Raw genomic sequence first — 18,585 nt, forward strand, 5'->3', positions numbered from 1 at the left:
TCTAGCAGGTTCCACGGCGGGTGTTCATTAGGTCGTTAAGGGATTCCTCGACCCGGGCCAGCACGCCGTCCCAGGTGTGGCCGTCCAGCTGGCGGAAAAGGCGGAAGGTCGGGTACCAGGGGGAATCCTCCCGGTCCAGGAGCCAGCGCCAGTCCGGCACCAGAGGCAGGAGAAGCCAGGCGGGCACCCCCATGGCGCCCGCCAGGTGGGCCACGGCGGTATCCACCGTGATCAGGAGGTCGAGCTTCGCCAGGACGCGGGCCGTGTCGCCGAAGTCCCGCAACAGCGGGGCCAGGTCGCGCAGGTTGTCGAAGGGGAGGCCGCCCTCGTAGCCCACCTGGAGGCTGTACCAGTCCACGCCGGGGACCCGGCCGAGGGCTTCCAGGCTGGCGAGGGGCAGGGTGCGCAGGGCATCCAGGGAATGGTCCCGGGTTCCGGCCCACACGAGGCCCACCTTCAGGTTCGGGGAGGGGAGCACCGCGTCGGACGCGGGGGAGGGCTCGGGGGGCGCGAAGACGTAGGGCACTTCGGCGGGAATGGAGTCCAGGCGCGTGCCCAGCACCCGGGGGACGGAGAGCAGGGGCAGGTGGAGGTCATAGCGCGGCACGGGGTCCGCGAGGGTGAACCAGGTGTCCACCCCCTGGACCGACGCCAGGACGGAGACGAGCTGGGGCTGGACCAGGGCCGCCACCCGGCCGCCGAGGGCCCGGATCCGGGCCGCGTAGCGGATGAACATCAGCGTGTCGCCGAAGCCCTGCTCGTAATGAAGGAGCAGGGTCCGCCCCGGGAAGGGGGAGCCGTCCCACAGGGGCGCCGGGGTCTCGACCCGGGGGAAGACCTCGTTGGGAGGCTCGAAGCGGCTTTCATAGCCGTCCCAGCCCTCCTGGAAGTTGCCGTACGTGAGCTGGAGGAAGGCCATCTCCATGCGGGCCTTGGGCCCGGTCATCTCCTGGTCGATCACTTCCTTCCACAGGGGCAGGAGTTCGGCCCAGGCCCTGCGCGGGAGCAGCTGGTCGATGAGGTAGTGGCGGATCCCGGGATCCCGGGGATCCAGGGCCCTGGCCCTGCGGAAATGGTCGTCCGCCGAGGCGCCCTGACCGGCGAGGCTCAGGCCCAGGGCCAGGTGGCCGGAGGCGTTCCCGGGTTCCAGCTCGAGGAGGGCGCTGGCGTAGGCCTGGGCTTGGGCGTAGCGCCCAAGGCCCAGGCAGGCGCCGGCGACGTTCTGGAGGGCCGCCGGATGGCGGGGACAGGCCTCCAGGACCTCCCTGCCGAGGGCGAGGGCCTCCTCGTGCCGGCCCAGGCGGACCAGGAGGCTGGAGAGGTCGACCTTGACGTCGATGCGCCCGGGATCGGTGCGGAGCAGGAGCTTGTAGGCGAGAACGGCCCTGCCGGACGCCCCCTCCCGGTCCAGGCGGCGCGCTTCCTTGAGGGCGGAATCAGGATCCATGGCGTTCGCTCGCGAGGCGGTTGAGGGATTCTACGATTCTCGCCACCACATCATCCCACCGGCTACCGTTCTGCTGACGGAACAGGCGCAGGGTGGGGTACCAGGGGGTGTCCTCCCCTTCGAGAAGCCAGCGCCAATCCGGCAGGAGCGGAAGCATCAACCAGACGGGGAGGCCCATGGCGCCGGCGAGGTGGGCCACGGCGGTGTCCACGGTGACCAGGAGGTCCAGCTGCTCCAGGACGCGCGCCGTATCCCCGAAGTCCCGCAGCCGTGGCGCCAGGTCGCGCAACCCCTCGAAGGGGAGGCCGCCCTCGTAGCCGACCTGCAGGCCGTACCAGTCCACGCCGGGGACTCCGGCCAGGGCTTCCAGCCCGGTGAGGGGCAGGGTCCTGAGGAAGTCGAGGGTGTGGATCCGGTTCCCGGCCCACACCAGGCCGACCTTCAGGTTGGGCGAAGGCTCGACGGCGCCGTCCGCCGGGGAGGCCCCCCGGGGTGCCCGGAGGTAGGGGATGGGGGCCGGAATGGACGCCAGGCGGGTGCCGAAGACCCGGGGGAGGGACATGAGCGGCAGGTGGAGGTCGAAGGGAGGAACGGGATCGGCGAGGGTGAACCAGTGGTCCACGCCCGGGCACGATCGGAGCACCGGCAGGAGCTCGGGCTGGACCAGGGCCGCCACCCGCCCGCCCTTGGCCCGGGCCAGCGAGGCATAGCGGATGCACATGAGGGTGTCGCCGAAACCCTGCTCGTAGTGGAGGAGGAGGGTCCTGCCCTCGAAGGGGGAGCCGTCCCAGAGGGGCACCGTCGGTTCGAGCCTCGGCGCCGCGCGGTTCGGCGGGGTGAAGCGGCTTTCGTAGCAGGTCCAGCCCTCTTCCAGGTTCCCGTAGGTGAGATGGAGGATGGCCTTCTCGAAGAGCGCCAAGGGGCCCTCCATGGTCCGTTCGATGACCTCCAGCCACAGGGGCCGGACTTCGGACCAGGCCCTCCGCTGGTACAGGGACCGCAGAAGGGCGATGCGGATTCCGGGATCCTCCGGATCGAACTCCCGGGCCTTCCGGAACAGGGCCTCGGCCTCGAGGGTCTCCCCGCGCGCCGCCGCGCAGAGGCCGAGGCCCTGGCAGGCCCATGCGCAGCGGGGATCGAGCTGGAGCAGGCCCCGGCAGTGGCGCTCGGCATCGTCGTAGCGCTCCAGGGCCAGGAGCGTCCCGGCGAGGTTCTGCAAAGCGCCCCGGTGTCCGGGCCGGGCCTCCAGGGCCTCGGTGCAGAGGTCCAGGGCCTCGGGGTAGCGTCCCATCTGGAGCAGGAGGCCGGCGAGGTCGACCTTGGCCTCCAGGCATCCCGGATCCGTGCGGAGGACCAGCTTGTAGGCCAGGGCCGCGCGGCCGGGCTGTCCCTCCCGGTCGAGCCGCCTCGCTTCCTGGAGGCTGGCCTGGGTTTCAGGATCCATCGGCGAGCTCCCGGGCGAGGTTGGCGAGGACCGGGGCCCAGGCGCCGGGGGAAGGCTGCCGGTGGATCCGCACGGAGGGGTACCACGGGCAGGCCGAACCCGACATGAGCCACCGCCAGTCGGGGAAGAAGGGCAGGAGCAGGTGCGTCCGCACGCCCATGGATCCGGCCAGGTGGGCCACGGCGGTGTCCACCGTGACCACGAGGTCCAGCTGGGCCAGGGCCCACGCGGTGTCGGAGAAGTTCCTGAACTCGGCGGCCAGGTCGGCCAGGCCCGGCAGGGGCGGCAAGGCGCGGGGGTCCATCTGCAGGCTCAGCCAGCGGGTGCCGGGCACCGCGGCAAGGGGCGCCAGGAGCGCCGGGTCCAGGCTGCGGCGGGCGTCGTCCTTGTGGGCGGGGCTGCCGGCCCACACGAGCCCGGCCTTGAGCCCGGGGCCCTGGAGCTTCAGGCGAAGGGCCTCCGGGGGGACGTGGCCCGCCGGGGGGCCCATGGGCGCGGGGGGCGGCAGGTCCCCCGGCGTGCTCCCGAAGATCGCGGGCAGGTCCAGGAGGGGCGCGTGGAGGTCGAAGGGGGGGAGTTCGTCGTCCTCGGCCAGCACCTGGTCCGCGCCGGGGACGGCCCCGAGCAGGCCCATGAGGCAGGCGTACGTCTGGAACAGGACGCGGCCGCCCAGGGCCCGGGCCATGGGCAGGTACCGCGCGAACTGCAGGGTGTCGCCCAGGCCCTGCTCCACCCAGACCAGGAGCGTCCTTCCGGGGAAGGGGCCCCCGTCCCAGGCCGGCTCGTGGAACCCGCGCTGGTTGTCCATGCCCTGGGGCACGTCGAGCCTCGCGTGGAAGTCGGGCCAGGCCTCCCGGTAGCGGCCCTGGAGGAGGCGCAGGTAGGCGAGGTTCCACCGGGCCTTGGGCATGCCCGGGTCCAGGCGGAGGGACTCCAGGAGCAGGGCCTCGGCCTCCCCGAACCGGCCCAGGCGCATGAGGGTGAAGCCCAGGTTGAGATTCAGCTCCGGGCTTTCCGGGCGCATGGCCCGGGCGGCGCGGTCGGCCTCAAGGGCCTCGTCCAGGCGCCCCAGGCGGGCCAGGACGCCAGCCTGGTTGGAGGTGGCCACGAGGTTCCCGGGGTCGAGGGCCAGGGCCTGGCGGAAGTGGCCCAGGGCGCCCTCCAGGTCCCCCGTGGCGTCCAGGACGCTGCCCAGGCCTGTGTGGGCCGCGGGGTTGGCGGGGACCAGGTCCAGGGATCTGCGGCAGGCCTCCAGGGCCTCCTCGTCGCGCCCGAGGGCGTGGAGGATGGACCCCATGTTGCACCAGGCGTCGGCCAGGGAGGGATCCCGGCTGATGACCCGCCTGTAGGTCAGCAGGGCCCCGCCCAGGTTGCCGGAACGCTGTTTGGCCAGGGCCTCCTGGAGCCAGGAGATGATTTCCGGCCTGGGTTCCTCCATGGGGGCGCCTCCGGGCTTCAGGATAGCAACGAAGGGTCGGCGGCGAAGGCCCCCATCACGGCCACGGGCCCCGAGAGCCAGAGCTCGCGCCAGCCTTCGCCCTCGGGGCTGGCGGTCACGGTGACCTCCCCGCCCCGGGGCAGGAGGCGCCAGGTGCGGATGCCGGTGCGCCGCGCCAGCCAGGCTCCGGCCACCGCGCACCCCGTGCCGCAGCAGAGGGTCTCGCCCTCCACCCCGCGCTCCCAGCTGCGGATGCGGGCCGCTCCGGGCCCGAGCACCTCGAGGACGTTGACGTTGGTGCCACCCGGAAGGGCCGGGTGGCGCCGCAGGGGCACGGCCAGGAGGCCCAGGTCGAGGGTCGCCACGCCGGGACGCTCCAGGACCAGCTGCGGGTTGCCCACCCAGCCGAAGGCGTGGGGGCCTTCGAGGGGGGCGGGGAAGGGGCGGAACCCGGTGCCGGGGCCCGACGGCATGAGGATCGCCACCGCGTCGCCTTCGCGGCGGAGGCGGACCGGCTCGCCGCTGGAGACCACGGCGATCTCGCTGCCCGGGGGGGCGCCGGGAAGGGCCAGGGCCGCGCGGGTGCCGTTGGAGCAGAAGGTGGCGGCGCCGTCGGCGTCCCAGTGCTCCATGCCCCAGGGCCGGCCCGGGAGGGGCCGGGCCAGGAGGAAGAGGCCGTCCAGCTTCCGGCCGGGGCAGAGGGCGCGGGCCCACGCGGGGCCGTCGCCCCCGGGCGGGAGCTCGTCCCAGGCGTAGGCGAAGGTGTTGCCCGAAGCGGAGGCGACGGTGAACATCAGCGCCGGGCGCCCCGCTCGCGGAAGGTGTAGATGGTCTCGCCGGGGCGGGCGAGGCCCTGCTGGCGGGCCAGGGCCTCGTAGAGCTCGGGGTCCCGGGCGGCGAGCCGCTTGACCTCCTCGCCCAGTTCGAGGTTGGCCCTGCGCATCTTCAGGAGCTGGCGCTGCTGGTCGAGGAGCTCGGCCTGGCGCTTGTGGAGGCTCCCGATGCCGCTGGGCGAGAAGAGCAGGATCCCCGTGGACGCCAGCCCCGAGAAGGCCAGGACGCCCCAGAGCGTGCTGGACTTCAGGAGGAGCGACGTGTTCATGGGGGTCCTATTTGCCGACGAAGGCGCCGAAGGCTTCCGCCCCCGCGTAGCGCGCGGCGGCGCCCAGCTCCCATTCGATCTGGAGAAGGCGGTTGTACTTGGCCACCCGGTCGGAGCGGCAGGGGGCGCCGGTCTTCAGCTGCCCGGCCCCGGTGGCGACCACCAGGTCGGCGATGAAGGTGTCCTCGGTCTCGCCGGAGCGGTGGCTGATGACGGCGCGGAAGCCGGCCTTGTGGGCCATGTCCACGGCCTTCAGGGTCTCGGTGACGGTGCCGATCTGGTTGAGCTTGATGAGGATGGCGTTGGAGATGCCCTCCTTGATGCCCCGGGCAAGGATGGCCGGGTTGGTGACGAAGAGATCGTCGCCCACCAGCTGGATCTTGTCGGCGAGCTTGGTGGTGAGGAGCTTCCAGTTCTTCCAGTCGCTCTCGTCGCAGCCGTCCTCGATGGTGAGGACCGGGTGCCGGTCCACGAGGCCCGCGTAGTAGTCCACGAGCTGGGGCCCGGTCTTCCGGCTCCCGTCGATCTCGTAGCCCTTGTCCTTGTAGAACTCGCTGGAAGCGCAGTCCAGGCCCAGGTAGAAGTCCTTGCCGGGCTTGTAGCCGGCCTTCTTGATGGCCTCCTCGATGAGGGTGAGGGCCTCCTCGTTGCTGCCGAGGTTGGGGGCGAAGCCGCCCTCGTCGCCCACGCCCGTGGAGAGCTTCTTGGCCTTGAGCACGCCCTTGAGGTTGTGGTAGACCTCGGCGCACCAGCGGACGCACTCCCGGAAGGAGGGGGCGCCCACGGGGAGGATCATGAACTCCTGGATGTCGACGTTGTTGTCGGCGTGGGCCCCGCCGTTGAGGATGTTCATCATCGGGACGGGGAGGGTGCGGGCCGAGGCGCCGCCCAGGTAGCGGTACAGGGGCTGGCCGCAGGCGTTGGCCGCGGCGCATGCGATGGCCATGGAGGTGCCCAGGAGCGCGTTGGCCCCCAGGTTGGACTTGTTCTCGGTGCCGTCCAGGTCCAGGAGGAGCTCGTCCAGTTCGGACTGCTGGAAGGGATCCATGCCCTCGAGGGCGTCGTTGATCTCGGTGTTGATGGCCTGCACGGCGCCCAGGACGCCCTTGCCGAGGTAGCGCTTCTTGTCGCCGTCCCGGAGTTCGAGGGCCTCGCGGCTGCCGGTGGAGGCCCCGGACGGAACCATCGCCTGGCCGATGGTTCCATCATTCAGTCTGACCCGGGCCAATATCGTCGGATTTCCTCGACTATCCAGGACTTCGAGGGCGGAAATTCGATCTATCAATTTCATGGCTTTATCCGGGTCTGCTTTCGTACGGGGTTTAAGACGGGGAGGAATGTCCTAACTAGCTTAAAGTAGGGACATTATTACTTCTTGACGGCCTTCTTGGCGGCCGGCTTCTTGGCGACGGCCTTCTTGACGGCCGGCTTCTTGGCGACGGCCTTCTTGGGGGCGGCCTTCTTGGCGACGACCTTCTTGGGGGCGGCCTTCTTGGCGACGACCTTCTTGGGAGCGGCCTTCTTGGCGACGACCTTCTTGGGGGCGGCCTTCTTGGCGACGACCTTCTTGGGGGCGGCCTTCTTGGCGACGACCTTCTTGGGGGCGGCCTTCTTGGCGACGACCTTCTTGGGGGCGGCCTTCTTGGCGACGACCTTCTTGGGGGCGGCCTTCTTGGCGACGACCTTCTTGGGGGCGGCCTTCTTCACGGCGGCCTTCTTGGGGGCGGCCTTCTTCACGGCGGGCTTCTTGGCCGCGGGCTTCTTGGCGGCGGGCTTCTTGGCCGCGGGCTTCTTGGCGGCGGGCTTCTTGGCCGCGGCCTTCTTCACGGCGGGCTTCTTCGCCGCGGGCTTCTTGGCGGCGGCCTTCTTGGCGGCCGGCTTCTTGGCGGCGACCGGCTCGGCGGCCGTTTCGACGGGAGCGGTGGTCTCGTCGGGCTGATTGATGTGTTCCATTGGGAACTCCTTTTTGCCCTTGCGGGCGGGTTGGGGGGATTGGGTGGTTGACTGTGGTTTGCCGGTTGGAACCGAACCACCCGCCTTCGGTTTGTCGCTTTCGACGACACCCGCCGCGGCCTTGGCGGGCCTGGTGCCCTTGGCCGCGGGGCCTTGCTGCGCTTCCTGCTTGCCCTTGGACTTGACGGGCTTCTTGATCACCTCGACACCGGCCAGGATCTGCGCCAGTCGCTTGCCGGGATAGAACTCATCCAGCAGGGCGTCCCCGACGATGACGCCATGTACTCCCATCCCCTCCAGCTGCTGGATCTGCTGGAGGGTACAGACGCCGGCTTCCAGGATTCGCAGGCATCTGCTCTGAGGGACCTTCTTCATCAGGGTGAGCGCCTCCTCCCACCGGGGCTCCCATGTGTCGAGGTCACGGCCCAGCACACACACGATATCGGCATCGGCCTCCAGGGCCCGCTTCAGGTCGGCCTCGCTGGCCACCTCCACGATCACGTCCAGGCTCTTGGCCCGGGCGAGCTTCGAGAGGGCCGCGAGGCGGTCCGGCTCCAGGAGGGCGGCCATGAGCATCACGGCGTCGGCTCCCAGGATCTTGCTCTCCTCGATCTGGTACTCCTCGAAGATGAAGTCGTGCCGGATGAGGGGCACCTTCACGGCGGACCGCACCTCGGACAGGTGCTTGTCCTCGCCGAAGAAGAGGAAGCGGTCGGTGGCGACCGAGATGGCCCTGGCGCCGTTCTCCACGAGGCTCTTGGCGTGGGTGGAGGCCCTGTAGGCTTCCCTCACCTGGCCACGGAGCGGGTTGCCTCCGGCGGTCTCGGCGATGATGGAAATGCCGGGCTGGCTCAACTCCTCCTTGAGGGAGTGGTGCCCCTTGTAGGCGTCCTTCACCGCTGCAGGGCCTTTTTGCTTTTTGATCTCGATGTCCAGCGCCTTAAATATCTGGACTTTTTTCAACATTTACAACCCCCGGATCTCACTGCTTCCAGACACGTTTTTGTACCAGGAGCCTCATGAGAATGTTCTTACTACAAACCACTAAACCAGCGTTCCTAAAGAGGTCAACAGAATTGTGAATTCTTTTCGCGATTGCGCCCGAGATTTTTTCATCGAAGGACCATTTTCGGAATCGCTCCGGATGCCCCAAACTAGGGGCATACAGGAGCGCGCCCATGGAAGCCACCGTTCTCGACCACCCACTTTGCGACCACAAGATCTCTCTGCTGAGGGACCGGAAGACGCCTGGAATCCTGTTCCGGCGGGTTCTCGAAGAGCTCGGCCTCATCCTCGCGGTGGAGTGCACGCGCCATCTGCCGACCGAGCCCGTCGCCGTAGAGACGCCGCTGGAGCGGACCCAGGGGCGCCGCCTCACGTCCCTCGATCCCGTGGTGGTACCCGTCCTCCGCGCCGGACTCGGGCTGCTGCCCCCGTTCCTCCAGCTCCTGCCCACGGCGAAGGTCGGGCACCTCGGCCTCTACCGCGACCACGATTCGCTGGTGCCCGTGCCCTACTACCGCAACTTCCCGCCCCTCCTCGACCAGAGGTACGTCTTCATCCTCGACCCGATGCTCGCCACCGGCGGCAGCGCCTCGGAGGCCGTGAGGCAGCTGAAGGTCGCCGGCGCCCAGCGCATCACCCTCGCCTCGGTGCTCGCGGCGCCCGAGGGCGTCGCCCGCCTCCAGCAGGACCACCCCGACATCCGCATCTTCGTCGCCGCGCTGGATCGCGAGCTCAACGACAAGGCGTACATCCTCCCGGGCCTCGGCGACGCCGGGGACCGCCTCTTCGGGACGCTCTAGGAAGCCCGGGGGGGGGCTTCCGGGCACCGATGCCATGGCAGCCTCCCCGGAGGGCTCCTGGGGGCCTTCCAGGGTGAGGGCAGGGCCATTCCGGCGCCGGAACCAAGCCCGGCTTCCTTCCCTTTTCATCCCCGTCCACCCCCGGCAAGGGGCCGACGCGACCCGCGGCGCAACGCTCTGGCGCGCCGCGGGAGCCCAGGCCTCAATTGGCCGGGGATGGACGGGGATGGAAAAGGATTGAAAAAATCCTGGCAATCAACCCCGGGCAGGCTTGTAGCCGCTCAGGGCCCGGCTGCCCTTGCTGCGGGCCAGGAGTTCGTCCCGGACGGCCCCGCGGATGGCGTTGAGGTGGTTCACCTGGGTCTCCAGGCGCCGGCCCAGCTCCTGGGCGCGGGCGAGGATGTCGGGCCACCGGGGGCCCTTCTCGGCGCCGGCCAGGGCCTCCTGGAAGGCGGCGTGCCACGCGGCCACCTTTGCCGGGTCGGGGTCGTCGATGAGGGTCGCCAGGAGCCGTTCCAGGTCGTCCAGCGAAGCCGCTATCCTGCTGTCGCTCATCCCACCATGCCCTGGGGGGAGAAGGCGGGAGGCTGGGCCGTGCCCTGGCGCTGGTCCAGCTCGGCCCAGGCGGCCTTCATCTCGCCGATCTGGCGCTCCAGGACCTCGAGGCGCTCGGCCTGGTTCTTCTGGCTGGCGTCGAAGAGCTCCTTCAGCCACCAGTCGTAGATGCGGGTGAGGTTCACGACCAGCTCGCCGCCGCCCTCGTGGTCGAGGCGGATGGCCAGCTCCTCGACGATGGAGGAGACCCGGTTCACCATGCGCGCCCGGGTGGCGATGTCCCGGCGGCGGATGGCCGCCACCGCCTGGATGAGGAACTTCTGGGCCCCTTCCAGGAGCATGAACATGATGTGCTCGGGGGTGGCGCCGTTGATCTGCTGCATGAGGTACTGGTTGGCGACAGCACCGCCGTAGTTCGGGTTCATCGGGATCCCCCACTTGAGTTTCGTCTTCCGGAGGTGATGGCTAGATCCCCGAGAGACTTTGTCCTGCCGCGTTCAATTGTCCCACGGTGGCTTCGAGGTTCGAATAGAGCTTCTCCAGGCTGGCCTTGCTTCGGGCCAGGAAGTCCTGCTGCTGGAGTATCTGCTGGGAAAGCGTATAGTTGGACGCGTTCAGGTCCTGGATGATGCCGCCGATGTTGCCCGAGGTCACGGAGGTGAGGCTGGTGTCCAGGTCCTGGAGCAGCCTCGAGATTCCGGTGGAGACGCCGAGGGTGCCCGAGGCCCCGCTGGAGGCCTTGACCACAAGGCCCTCCAGGGAGGTGCCGCTCACGCCGTAGAAGTAGCCGTCGGTGCTGGTCAGGGTGTTCGTCTCGGTCGTCCCGTCGGCCTTTTGGTTCTGGAAGGTGCCGGTGAGGACCCCGTTCACGGTGGCCACGTTGAAGGAGATGGGGGACTTCGTCGTGTTGCTGCCGGATCCGACGAACGTCAGGAGGGGGCTGGTCGAGGTGGCGGAGTTGGCGAAGAGGTTGCTGACGCCCGCGGGGTCCTTGGTGAGGGCGGCCTTGAAGGCGGTCGTGTCCAGGCTGATGGTGCCGTCCTGGTTGGTCTTGAGGCCCACGCCCGCCGCGGTGGTGAAGGTGGCCGTGCCGGGCAGGCCCGAGGGGGCCCCCATGAGGGTGCTGGAGACCTGGGCCACCATCTGGCGCAGGCCCATGTCCATGTTGAACAGGCCCTTGGTATAGGATCCATCCGAGTTCTGGGTGAAGGTGGTCTTGGACTTGTAGTCGTTGTAGAAGGTGTTGAACTTGTCCACCACGTCCTGCATGGCCTTGGCGGCGGCGTCCTGGTCCTGGGTGACGGAGAGGGTCGTGGCCTTGGTGAGGTCCGTCTGGGCCTGGTTCAGGTTGAAGGTGACGCCCTGCACCGCGTCGCTGACGGAATTGGAGGACCGGTGGAGCTCCACCCCGTTGAGGATGAAGTCGGAGTTGGTGGCGGCCTGGGAGGTCGACGTCCCCGCGCCCAGCGTGCTGCCGGCGGGGGCCGTGAAGGAGAAGGAGGTGGCCCCTGAGGCCCCCTGGCCGGTGTTGTTGGCGCTCAGCACGAGCTGGCTGGAACCGTCGGCGCCGGTCTGGATGACCGCTGCGTTGACATTGATGGCCGTGCCGCTGGCGTCCTTGGCGTTGTTGATGGCCGCCGCCAGTCCGGCAAGGCTGTCGTTGCCGGCGCTGATGGTCACCGTGAAGGCTTTGCCGTCCATGTCCGTGAGCGTGTAGTCGCCGACCCCGATGGCCGCGTTGGGGAGCATGGTGGTGGGCATCACGAGCCTGGCCCGGGTGGCCAGGCTCTTGACGATGACGTCGTACTGGCCCGGGGCGGCCCCGCTGGCCGTGGCGGTGACGTAGGCGCCGGTGGAGTCCGTGCTGGTCACCTTGTTGCTCTGGAAGCCGCTCGTGCCCAGGGTGGCCATGGAGATGGAGAGGCTGGTCAGGTCGGTGGAGAGGGTCTGCAGGGCGGCCGTTTTGGAGTTGTTGACGGTCTGCTGGGTCTGCATCCGGACCATCGGCTGGCTCTGCTGATTGATGATCGCGGCGATGAGCTGGTCGGTGGGCAGGTTGGTCGACAAGCCTTGGAAGCTGATTCCGGATGCCACTGGACCCTCCTTTCCCGGTGCGGGGCAAAAACTGCTGCCTCAGAGACTCTTATCAAGAAGAATGCCAGAGTGACCCTGCTTCTCGGCCATGCGGAGGTTCCGGGCCTGCTGCACCACCTCTTCGGGCGGGAGCTGGCGAATCACCTTGTTGGTGACCGGGTTGACGACCCTGAACACGACGATGCCGGCCTGGTAGTCGGGCTGGAACTGGAGGTTGGAGGGCAGGCTCTTCAGATAGGACTGGAAGGCCTGGGCCGCCTCCTCCATGGTCATTTCCGGGGAGACCTGCTTGTTGGATACCCCCGAGGCGGTGGAGAGTTCCAGCTTGGTGGCCGCCTGGGCCGTCGCGGCGGCCTCCTGGATGGCCTTGCCGGAAGCGGAGGCGACGGTGGTGGGCGTGGCGGTGGTGGTGGTGGGCCTGACTGCGCCCTGGACGGACTCCGCCTGGGCCGCCGCGTAGGCCGCGGCTGGAGGGCTTGGACCCGGACTTCCGGTGGGACTGATGGGATCAGACATGGATTCCTCCTGGATTTCCATGGGCATGGGAGGAGGACCTTGCGGCCCTCCCCCCATGTTAGCTATCCGATGGAGTCAGTACTTACTGAAGGAGGGCCAGGATCTGCTGGGAGCTCTGGTTGGACTTCGCCAGGGCGCTCGTTCCGGACTGGTTGAGGATCTGGAACTTGGTGAGGTTGACCACTTCGTCCGCGATGTTGGCATCCATGATCTGGCTGCTGGCGGCGGTGAAGTTCTGCACCTGGACACCGAGGATGTCGGAGGTGGCGTTGAGCTGGGCCTCGTTGGCGCCGATGCTGGCGCGCATGCCGCTGACGGATTCCAGGGCGGCGGCGAGCTTGCTGACGACGCTGCCGGCGGCGGTGGAGCTGGCGAGGTTGTCGCCGGTGGTCCCGTTGGAGACCAGGCCGAGGGCCGCGGTGCTGGCGGTGGCGACGGAGCCCAGGGAGACGGTGAGGGAGCCGTAGTCGCCCGCCTGGACGGCGACCGAGGTGGTGGAGCCGGCGGTGCTGCTGAAGATGGCCGCGCCGTTGAACTTGGTGGAGACGCCGATGTTGCCCATCGTCTTGATGATGTTCTGGAACTCGGCGTCCAGGTTGGCCCGGTTGGAGTCGCTGATCGTGCCGGTCTGGGCCTGCTGGGCCAGCTGGGAGGCGCGGGTCAGGAGCTGCGTGACCGAGTCCAGGGCGCCGTCAGCGACCTGCAGGTAGGAGACGCCGTCGTTGGCGTTGCGCTGGGCCTGGGTGGCGATCTTGATGTCGGCGTTCAGCTTGTTGCCGATGGCCAGGCCGGCGGCGTCGTCGGAAGCCTTGTTGATGCGCTTGCCGGTGGTGAGACGCTCGATGGTCTGCTGCAGGTTGCCACCGGTGATGCCCAGCTGACGGCTGGCGTTCAGGGCTGCAACGTTATTCAGAATGGAAGTCATGGCATCCTCCGTGATGCTGATGGCGGCATCCGTGCCGCCGGGTTTTAGGGCTCGGGGGTATCCCCGCAAGGTTCTATTCGGCCTGAAAACCTCCGGCCTTTAGTAATTTATTCCATCTCCCGGGACGAATTTCCCTTCGGCCATAGATATATGATGGCGGTCAGGATTTTTCCGGCCGCCCGAGGATGGAGCGGAAACGGCCGAGGAGCCCCTTGGGCTGGGGCGGGGCGACGGGGTCGGATTCCCGGGCGTCCAGGTCCACGTCGGGCGGCACCTGGGTGGAGGGGTCCAGTTCCAGGGCCTTCCGGTAGCAGGCCGCGGCGTTGGCCTCGAAGCCCTTGCGGTGGTAGAGCTCGCCCATGGAAGCCCAGGGCGCGGCGGCCCGGGGGCGGAGCTTGGAGGCGGTCTGGAGCGCGTCGATGGACCGGGTCGACCAGGCGGGGTTGGCCAGCCTCAGCTGGCCGAGCATGAGCCAGGCGTCGTAGGCCACGTCCAGGTCGGGCTCCAGCTGCACGGCCTGCTCCAGGGTGCGGATGGCCTCCACGGTGCGGTCCATGAGGACCTGCTGGCGCGCCTTGCGCACGAGGCTCTTGGCCCGGGCCGAGCCCTCCAGGGGCTGGGGCGGCGGGGGGGGCGGCACGTAGGCGGGGACCTCCTGCTGGAACGGGGACTCGGGCGGCTGCAACGGGAGCGGCTGCTGGAAGGGGGAGGAGGGCTGGAACCCGTGGGGCTGGGGGGGCGGCGCCTGCGCCGCGAAGGGATCCGGGCGCGCGAAGGGATCCGGCCGGGGGCCGGAAGGCGGCGCCTGGAAGGGATCGAGCCGGGGCATGGGCGCCGGGGGCTGGGGCGGCGTGCGCGGCGCGGCCTCGTCGGAGTAAGGCTCGGAGAGGCCGTAGGGATCCTCGGCCCTGGGCAGCGGGTGGCTGGGCTCAGGTTCAAGGTCCAGGAACTCGGGGTGCAGGGCGGCCTGGTCCAGCTGGATCGGGGGCTCGAGGGGGGGCGGAACGTGGATCCGGGCGCGGCCTCCGCCCGGCGGGAAGATCAGGGGGAACTCCTTGGGTCCCTTCAGGGGCAGGGGCGGCATGGCAAGGTGGGGCGTGACCGGCGTCTGCGCCGGGGGTTCGGGCGGCTCGCCGCTGACGCTGGGCAGCGTCCCGCCACACAACACCAGGGCCCCCAGGGCCCACAGGGTGATGATGAAGCGGCCCGCGGCCTCCTCCTCCAGGTTGCTGAGGGAACGGAAGGTCTCGAAGCTGATGGGGTCGGCGCCCAGGAAGGAGAGCGCATAGGCGGTTCCGGGGGTGAGGGGCAGGTCGCTGAGGCTCTCCACCAGGTCCCGGCGGCCCTCCCAGCGCCACTCCGTCTCCCGGTCCAGGACCGTCAGGAGGTCCATGAGGTAGTGGGACTCCTGGAAGGTGTTCCAGATGAAGTGGCGGTGCTGGAGCTTGAAGTGCAGGTCCTGCTCCAGCCGCTTCTCCATGGGACCGGCGTGCCACGTCCACGCAAGCACCGGGTGCTCGAGGGCGTGGATCATGATCTGTTCCTGCAGGGCCTGCAGGTGGAGGTCCCGCTCCTCGAGGTTCATCATGCCCCACTGGATGACCTTCTCCCCGATGCGGTAGCGCTCGTCGTTGGCCAGCAGCTCGTTGAGGGAGGCGAGGTCGAGGATCCCCTGGCGGAGCAGGTAGTTCCCGAACTGCTCTCCGGCCACGTCGCTCTTGAGGTGGATCAGCTCCCCCCGGCTGATGAAGAGGGTGCGCACCCCGTCGTTGTGTTCGAGGATGAGTTCGCCGCTCACGGCCTCCTGGCGCATGGCGCCCATGAGGACGGGCAGGTTCTTGATGGCCTCGGTCACGGGTTCTCCGGTGGTGAAATTACGTCATTATAGGCAAGGTCCGCCGCCGGGCGCGTCCAGAATCGAGCACAACAGTTATTATTGATGACGATGGTGGCAGCCTCCCGGTGGGCCATCCAGGAAAAGGTTGGGAATATCCCTTGGAAGGTGGCCATTGAAACGGACGGGCAGGTCCCCATCCCCGCTGGAGGCGGGGCTCGCCTACACCTTCCGGGACGAGGCGCTGCTGCGCACGGCCCTGACCCCGCCCTCCTCCGGGCTGTCCCCGGACAACCAGCGGCTGGAGTTCATGGGGGACTCCATCCTGGACCTGTGCGTGTCCCTCCTGGCGTACCGCGAGCACCCCTCCTGGCCCGAGGGCTCCCTCTCCAAGCTGCGCGGGCTCATGGTCTGCACCGACGCCCTCCATGCCTGGGCGCTGGATCTCGGCGTGACGCTGGTCGCCGGTCCCCGGTCGCCGAAGAAGGGCGGAGCCAGCCTGCGCAACGCCCTGGCCGACGCCATGGAGGCCCTCCTGGCGGCCGTGTTCCTGGACCTCCAGGCCGCGGGGGGGAACCCCCTGGACGGCGTCCTCGCCATCGTCGAGGGCCGCTTCCTGGAGCAGATCCGGGCGGCCTACGTGGGGATCTGGGAGGCCAAGGACCACAAGACGACGCTGCAGGAGCGGGGGGCGGCGCTCGGACTGCCCCCGCCCGTCTACGAGCTGCTGGACCGGCAGGGCCCCGACCACGCCCCCTCCTTCACGGTGCGGACCGTGGTGGGCGGCTTCGAGGCCGTGGGCCGGGCGGGGAACCTGAAGGGGGCGCAGATGGAGGCGGCGCGCCTCCTGCTGGCTGCGCTGCCCAAGCCTCCTTCTTGAAGTGGTCCGCATCGGTTACCATCACCACCATGGACTGAGGATTGAAGACCCCTTGAAGATCCTGCCGACAGTGAACATCCAGAATGGACGCGCGGTCCCCATCGTGGGGGAGGGCGAGGGCGTCGACCTCCTGCCCCTGGTGGCCTTCCTCCTGGACCAGGGCTGCCACCGCCTGGCGCTGGTGGACGTGGACGCGGCGCGGGGCCAGGGCAACAACCGCGAGCTCATCTCCCGGGCGATCCAGAAGTTCCACGCGGGCCGCCCGAAGGTTTGCATCCAGGTGGGCGGGGGCATCCGCAGCTCCGACCAGGCCCAGTACTTCCTGGACCAGGGGGCCACCTGGCTCGCCGTGGGGACCATCCTCCAGCGCTCTCCCGTGATGGTGGAGCAGCTTCTGGCGCGGTTCCGCGAGCACCTCACCGCCGCGGTGGACGCCCGCGGCGGCGAGATCCTCCCGTCGGGCTGGGGCGGGATCAGCGGCGAGACCGCCGAGGCCGCGGGCCGCCGCATCGGGGACTTCGGCTTCAAGCGGCTCCTCTTCCTGGACCTTCCCGCCACCCGGCCCGCCGTTCCGGACTTCGCCACCGCCCGCACCCTGTCCCTGAGCTCGCGCCTCTCCATCTGGATGGGCGGCAGCATCCAGACCGCCTCCCACCTGGCCCAGGCCCGCGAAGTCTCCGGCATCCAGGGCCTGGCGGTCGATGGGCTCCTCCTCCGCGGCGACGCGGCCCTCACGGCATCCCTGACCCTTCCCGGCTGCTGAGGAGGGGGTGTGGCTGAGCCCGAGGCGCCCTTCGTCCTGAGCCTTCCGGAGCCGGACCGGCTCCACTTCAGGAACCTGGCCCTCATACGCCCCCAGATGCCCTCGGAGCGCCAGATCGAGCTCATCGAGAGCCTCGGGCGCAACCTCTCCTCCCCGAGGCTGCTCACCCTCATCGCCCGGACCCCCCACTGGCTCGTGCACGCTCCGGTGCTCCACGCCCTGGCCGGCAACGAGAGCACGCCCGAGCCCATCCGGCGGGACCTGGAGATGGCGGTTTCGCTGTTCGACCTCATGCGGGAGATGGAGCGCGCCCCGGAGGGCGAGAAGGCCGAGCGTTCCGAATCCATTAAGGCCATCTACCAGGACCTGCCCCCGGATCTGAAGCCCATCGTCAAGCAGCTCGCCAAGCAGCTCGCCAGACCCGTGAACGCCTCGGGCACGACGATGGAGATGCCGCCCCTGCCGCCGGCTGAGGCCGACTGGGAGGCCCTGACCCTGCCCCCCCAGGGCCGGGGGCCCTCGCCGCTGCCCTACCGGATCCCCAAGCAGGACCGGGCCACGGCCGCGGAGGCCACCCTGATCCAGGAGGACCTCCAGAAGTACCTCGCGGACGAGGAGCCCGAGGTTCGCACTGCGGCCTTGCGCAACCCGGCACTTTCCGAGGAGATCCTCCTGGCCTGCCTGCCCGGGGCCGGACGGGAGCTGTTCGAGGAGATCTACCAGGAGGCGCGCTGGTACTTCAAGGACCCCGTGCGGGAAGCCCTGGCCGAGGCCCCCCGCTGCCCGGCGGCCATGGGCCGGAAGATGGACAGCACCCGGGATCTGGTGGCCCTCCTGGAGCGGGGCGGCCAGAACCGGCGCCATCTGCACCGCATCGTGAGCCTGTTCACCCAGTTGGAGGAGTCGGAGTACCAGTACCTGACCTTCTGGGCCAAACGCAGGGCACCCAACATGCTGCGGGTCATCAAGATCTTTTTCGACCGCCTCCAGCGGCGCCGGACGAACCAGGCCAGCGGTCTTTCCCCGGTGCAGTCCGAGGGACGGTGGGTCTCGCTGGAGGAGCGGGTCTTCATGGCCAACCAGGCCACCCAGCCGGACCAGATCGTGGCGGCCCTGCGCGACCCGGACCCCCAGGTGTTCACCGTGGCGCTGGAGAACCCCGGCCTCACGGCCCGGGAGCTCATCTCGGTCATCCCGCACCTGGACAGCATCCGCGCCGAGCGCCTGGCCTTCAGCCGCACCTGGAGCGCCTACCCCGCCGTGCGGGAGGCCCTGCTCCACAACGTCCATCTGGGCGAGGACACCGCGCTCGGCCTGCTCCGGAGCCTGGAAGGCCCGCCCCGGGTGCTGCTGGAGCTGCTGCGGGACCAGCGGGTGCCCCACCTGTCCGTGAAGAAGGCGGCCCTGGACCTGCTCCGCGCCTCGTACGAGCAGATGACGGTCCCCCAGCGGATCGTCGCCCTGCGCAGCTCGGGCGGGGAGCTCATGCGCCACCTGCCCGCGGAGGTCCTCAAGGACGAGGACACCCTGCGCCTGCTGGTGGCCGATCGCCAGCTGGACCCCACGATCCTCCTGCGCCTGGCCCGGAACAAGCAGACGCCGCGCCCCATCCTTGAGCTCATCGCAGGCCACGCGGCCCTCATGGCCCACCCCGCGGTGATGACCGAACTGCTGTTGAACCCCAAGACGCCGAGGGAGGCTTCCACCCGCATCTGGGCCCTCCTCTCGGACAGCGAGCAGAAGCACCTGCTCCGGAGCCCGCACCTGCCCACGGCCCTCCGGGCCTTGGCGGACTAAGCGATTCCCCCCGGCAGGCGTAGCCAAGACGA

At 69.3% G+C, this 18,585-nt stretch carries 17 protein-coding genes; 4 read left to right on the forward strand and 13 right to left on the reverse strand.

Annotation, left to right across the window (positions count from 1 at the left end; all coding sequences use genetic code 11):
• Position 1: 1 nt before the first annotated feature.
• The 7 genes from RAH40_RS14805 to RAH40_RS14835 all read right to left on the reverse strand — a co-directional run bounded on the left by RAH40_RS14805 (position 2) and on the right by RAH40_RS14835 (position 8,350).
• On the reverse strand, positions 2-1,447 hold the full coding sequence (locus RAH40_RS14805; protein ID WP_306598336.1) for a tetratricopeptide repeat-containing glycosyltransferase family protein: 1,446 nt from the start codon (positions 1,445-1,447) through the stop codon (positions 2-4).
• On the reverse strand, positions 1,437-2,891 hold the full coding sequence (locus RAH40_RS14810; protein WP_306598337.1) for a tetratricopeptide repeat-containing glycosyltransferase family protein: 1,455 nt from the start codon (positions 2,889-2,891) through the stop codon (positions 1,437-1,439). The genes RAH40_RS14805 and RAH40_RS14810 overlap by 11 nt, the downstream gene beginning before the upstream one ends.
• On the reverse strand, positions 2,881-4,329 hold the full coding sequence (locus tag RAH40_RS14815; protein ID WP_306598338.1) for a tetratricopeptide repeat protein: 1,449 nt from the start codon (positions 4,327-4,329) through the stop codon (positions 2,881-2,883). Before RAH40_RS14815 ends, RAH40_RS14810 begins: the two co-directional genes overlap by 11 nt.
• A gap of 17 nt (positions 4,330-4,346) precedes the next feature.
• Positions 4,347-5,123: a hypothetical protein gene (locus RAH40_RS14820; protein ID WP_306598339.1), complete on the reverse strand. Its 777-nt coding sequence runs from the start codon at positions 5,121-5,123 to the stop codon at positions 4,347-4,349.
• Positions 5,123-5,431 (reverse strand): septum formation initiator family protein, encoded by a 309-nt coding sequence (locus tag RAH40_RS14825; RefSeq protein ID WP_306598340.1) that lies wholly within the window; start codon positions 5,429-5,431, stop codon positions 5,123-5,125. Before RAH40_RS14825 ends, RAH40_RS14820 begins: the two co-directional genes overlap by 1 nt.
• 7 nt (positions 5,432-5,438) lie before the next feature.
• Complete coding sequence (gene eno, locus RAH40_RS14830; protein WP_306598341.1) at positions 5,439-6,722, reverse strand: phosphopyruvate hydratase; 1,284 nt, start codon at positions 6,720-6,722, stop codon at positions 5,439-5,441.
• A gap of 77 nt (positions 6,723-6,799) precedes the next feature.
• A complete protein-coding gene (locus RAH40_RS14835) occupies positions 6,800-8,350 on the reverse strand; it encodes an indole-3-glycerol phosphate synthase TrpC (protein ID WP_306598342.1) in 1,551 nt (516 codons plus the stop codon).
• 212 nt (positions 8,351-8,562) lie between these two features.
• On the opposite strand from RAH40_RS14835, the gene upp reads away from it, so the two are divergent.
• Positions 8,563-9,189, forward strand: a complete 627-nt coding sequence (gene upp / locus RAH40_RS14840; RefSeq protein WP_306598343.1) for a uracil phosphoribosyltransferase — start codon at positions 8,563-8,565, stop codon at positions 9,187-9,189.
• A gap of 255 nt (positions 9,190-9,444) precedes the next feature.
• Here the strand turns inward: upp and RAH40_RS14845 are convergent, their stop codons facing one another.
• The 6 genes from RAH40_RS14845 to RAH40_RS14870 all read right to left on the reverse strand — a co-directional run bounded on the left by RAH40_RS14845 (position 9,445) and on the right by RAH40_RS14870 (position 15,134).
• Positions 9,445-9,744: a hypothetical protein gene (locus RAH40_RS14845; RefSeq protein WP_306598344.1), complete on the reverse strand. Its 300-nt coding sequence runs from the start codon at positions 9,742-9,744 to the stop codon at positions 9,445-9,447.
• A complete protein-coding gene (fliS, locus tag RAH40_RS14850; RefSeq protein WP_306598345.1) occupies positions 9,741-10,169 on the reverse strand; it encodes a flagellar export chaperone FliS in 429 nt (142 codons plus the stop codon). Before fliS ends, RAH40_RS14845 begins: the two co-directional genes overlap by 4 nt.
• Before the next feature lie 40 nt (positions 10,170-10,209).
• Positions 10,210-11,838, reverse strand: a complete 1,629-nt coding sequence (gene fliD / locus RAH40_RS14855; protein WP_306598346.1) for a flagellar filament capping protein FliD — start codon at positions 11,836-11,838, stop codon at positions 10,210-10,212.
• A gap of 39 nt (positions 11,839-11,877) precedes the next feature.
• A complete protein-coding gene (locus RAH40_RS14860) occupies positions 11,878-12,354 on the reverse strand; it encodes a flagellar protein FlaG (protein WP_306598347.1) in 477 nt (158 codons plus the stop codon).
• An 82-nt stretch (positions 12,355-12,436) separates the two neighbouring features.
• Entirely contained in the window at positions 12,437-13,279 is an 843-nt protein-coding gene (locus RAH40_RS14865; protein ID WP_306598349.1) for a flagellin, read from the reverse strand.
• Positions 13,280-13,439: 160 nt separating this feature from the next.
• Complete coding sequence (locus RAH40_RS14870) at positions 13,440-15,134, reverse strand: tetratricopeptide repeat protein (RefSeq protein WP_306598350.1); 1,695 nt, start codon at positions 15,132-15,134, stop codon at positions 13,440-13,442.
• Positions 15,135-15,288: 154 nt separating this feature from the next.
• Between RAH40_RS14870 and RAH40_RS14875 the strand changes: the two genes are divergently transcribed.
• The 3 genes from RAH40_RS14875 to RAH40_RS14885 are packed head-to-tail and all read left to right on the forward strand — an operon-like array spanning position 15,289 to position 18,553.
• Positions 15,289-15,993, forward strand: coding sequence for a ribonuclease III family protein (locus RAH40_RS14875; protein WP_306598351.1), 705 nt, complete (start codon positions 15,289-15,291; stop codon positions 15,991-15,993).
• A 52-nt stretch (positions 15,994-16,045) separates the two neighbouring features.
• Positions 16,046-16,756, forward strand: a complete 711-nt coding sequence (locus RAH40_RS14880) for a HisA/HisF-related TIM barrel protein (RefSeq protein WP_306598352.1) — start codon at positions 16,046-16,048, stop codon at positions 16,754-16,756.
• Between the two features lie 9 nt (positions 16,757-16,765).
• The gene (locus RAH40_RS14885; RefSeq protein WP_306598353.1) at positions 16,766-18,553 is read left to right on the forward strand and encodes a hypothetical protein; all 1,788 of its coding nucleotides are present in this window, start codon (positions 16,766-16,768) and stop codon (positions 18,551-18,553) included.
• Positions 18,554-18,585 lie beyond the last annotated feature (32 nt).

It is taken from the genome of Geothrix sp. 21YS21S-2, assembly GCF_030846775.1.
Classification (GTDB): Bacteria; Acidobacteriota; Holophagae; order Holophagales; family Holophagaceae; genus Mesoterricola.

Bases quoted from the DNA above. Each gene is read 5' to 3' on its own strand.
- fliS (WP_306598345.1), bottom strand. From the start codon at position 10,169: ATGAACCCGAACTACGGCGGTGCTGTCGCCAACCAGTACCTCATGCAG.
- RAH40_RS14820 (WP_306598339.1), bottom strand. From the start codon at position 5,123: ATGTTCACCGTCGCCTCCGCTTCGGGCAACACCTTCGCCTACGCCTGG.
- RAH40_RS14805 (WP_306598336.1), bottom strand. From the start codon at position 1,447: ATGGATCCTGATTCCGCCCTCAAGGAAGCGCGCCGCCTGGACCGGGAG.
- RAH40_RS14825 (WP_306598340.1), bottom strand. From the start codon at position 5,431: ATGAACACGTCGCTCCTCCTGAAGTCCAGCACGCTCTGGGGCGTCCTG.
- RAH40_RS14865 (WP_306598349.1), bottom strand. From the start codon at position 13,279: ATGACTTCCATTCTGAATAACGTTGCAGCCCTGAACGCCAGCCGTCAG.
- upp (WP_306598343.1), top strand. From the start codon at position 8,563: ATGGAAGCCACCGTTCTCGACCACCCACTTTGCGACCACAAGATCTCT.
- RAH40_RS14815 (WP_306598338.1), bottom strand. From the start codon at position 4,329: ATGGAGGAACCCAGGCCGGAAATCATCTCCTGGCTCCAGGAGGCCCTG.
- RAH40_RS14810 (WP_306598337.1), bottom strand. From the start codon at position 2,891: ATGGATCCTGAAACCCAGGCCAGCCTCCAGGAAGCGAGGCGGCTCGAC.
- eno (WP_306598341.1), bottom strand. From the start codon at position 6,722: ATGAAATTGATAGATCGAATTTCCGCCCTCGAAGTCCTGGATAGTCGA.
- RAH40_RS14845 (WP_306598344.1), bottom strand. From the start codon at position 9,744: ATGAGCGACAGCAGGATAGCGGCTTCGCTGGACGACCTGGAACGGCTC.
- RAH40_RS14860 (WP_306598347.1), bottom strand. From the start codon at position 12,354: ATGTCTGATCCCATCAGTCCCACCGGAAGTCCGGGTCCAAGCCCTCCA.
- RAH40_RS14835 (WP_306598342.1), bottom strand. From the start codon at position 8,350: ATGTTGAAAAAAGTCCAGATATTTAAGGCGCTGGACATCGAGATCAAA.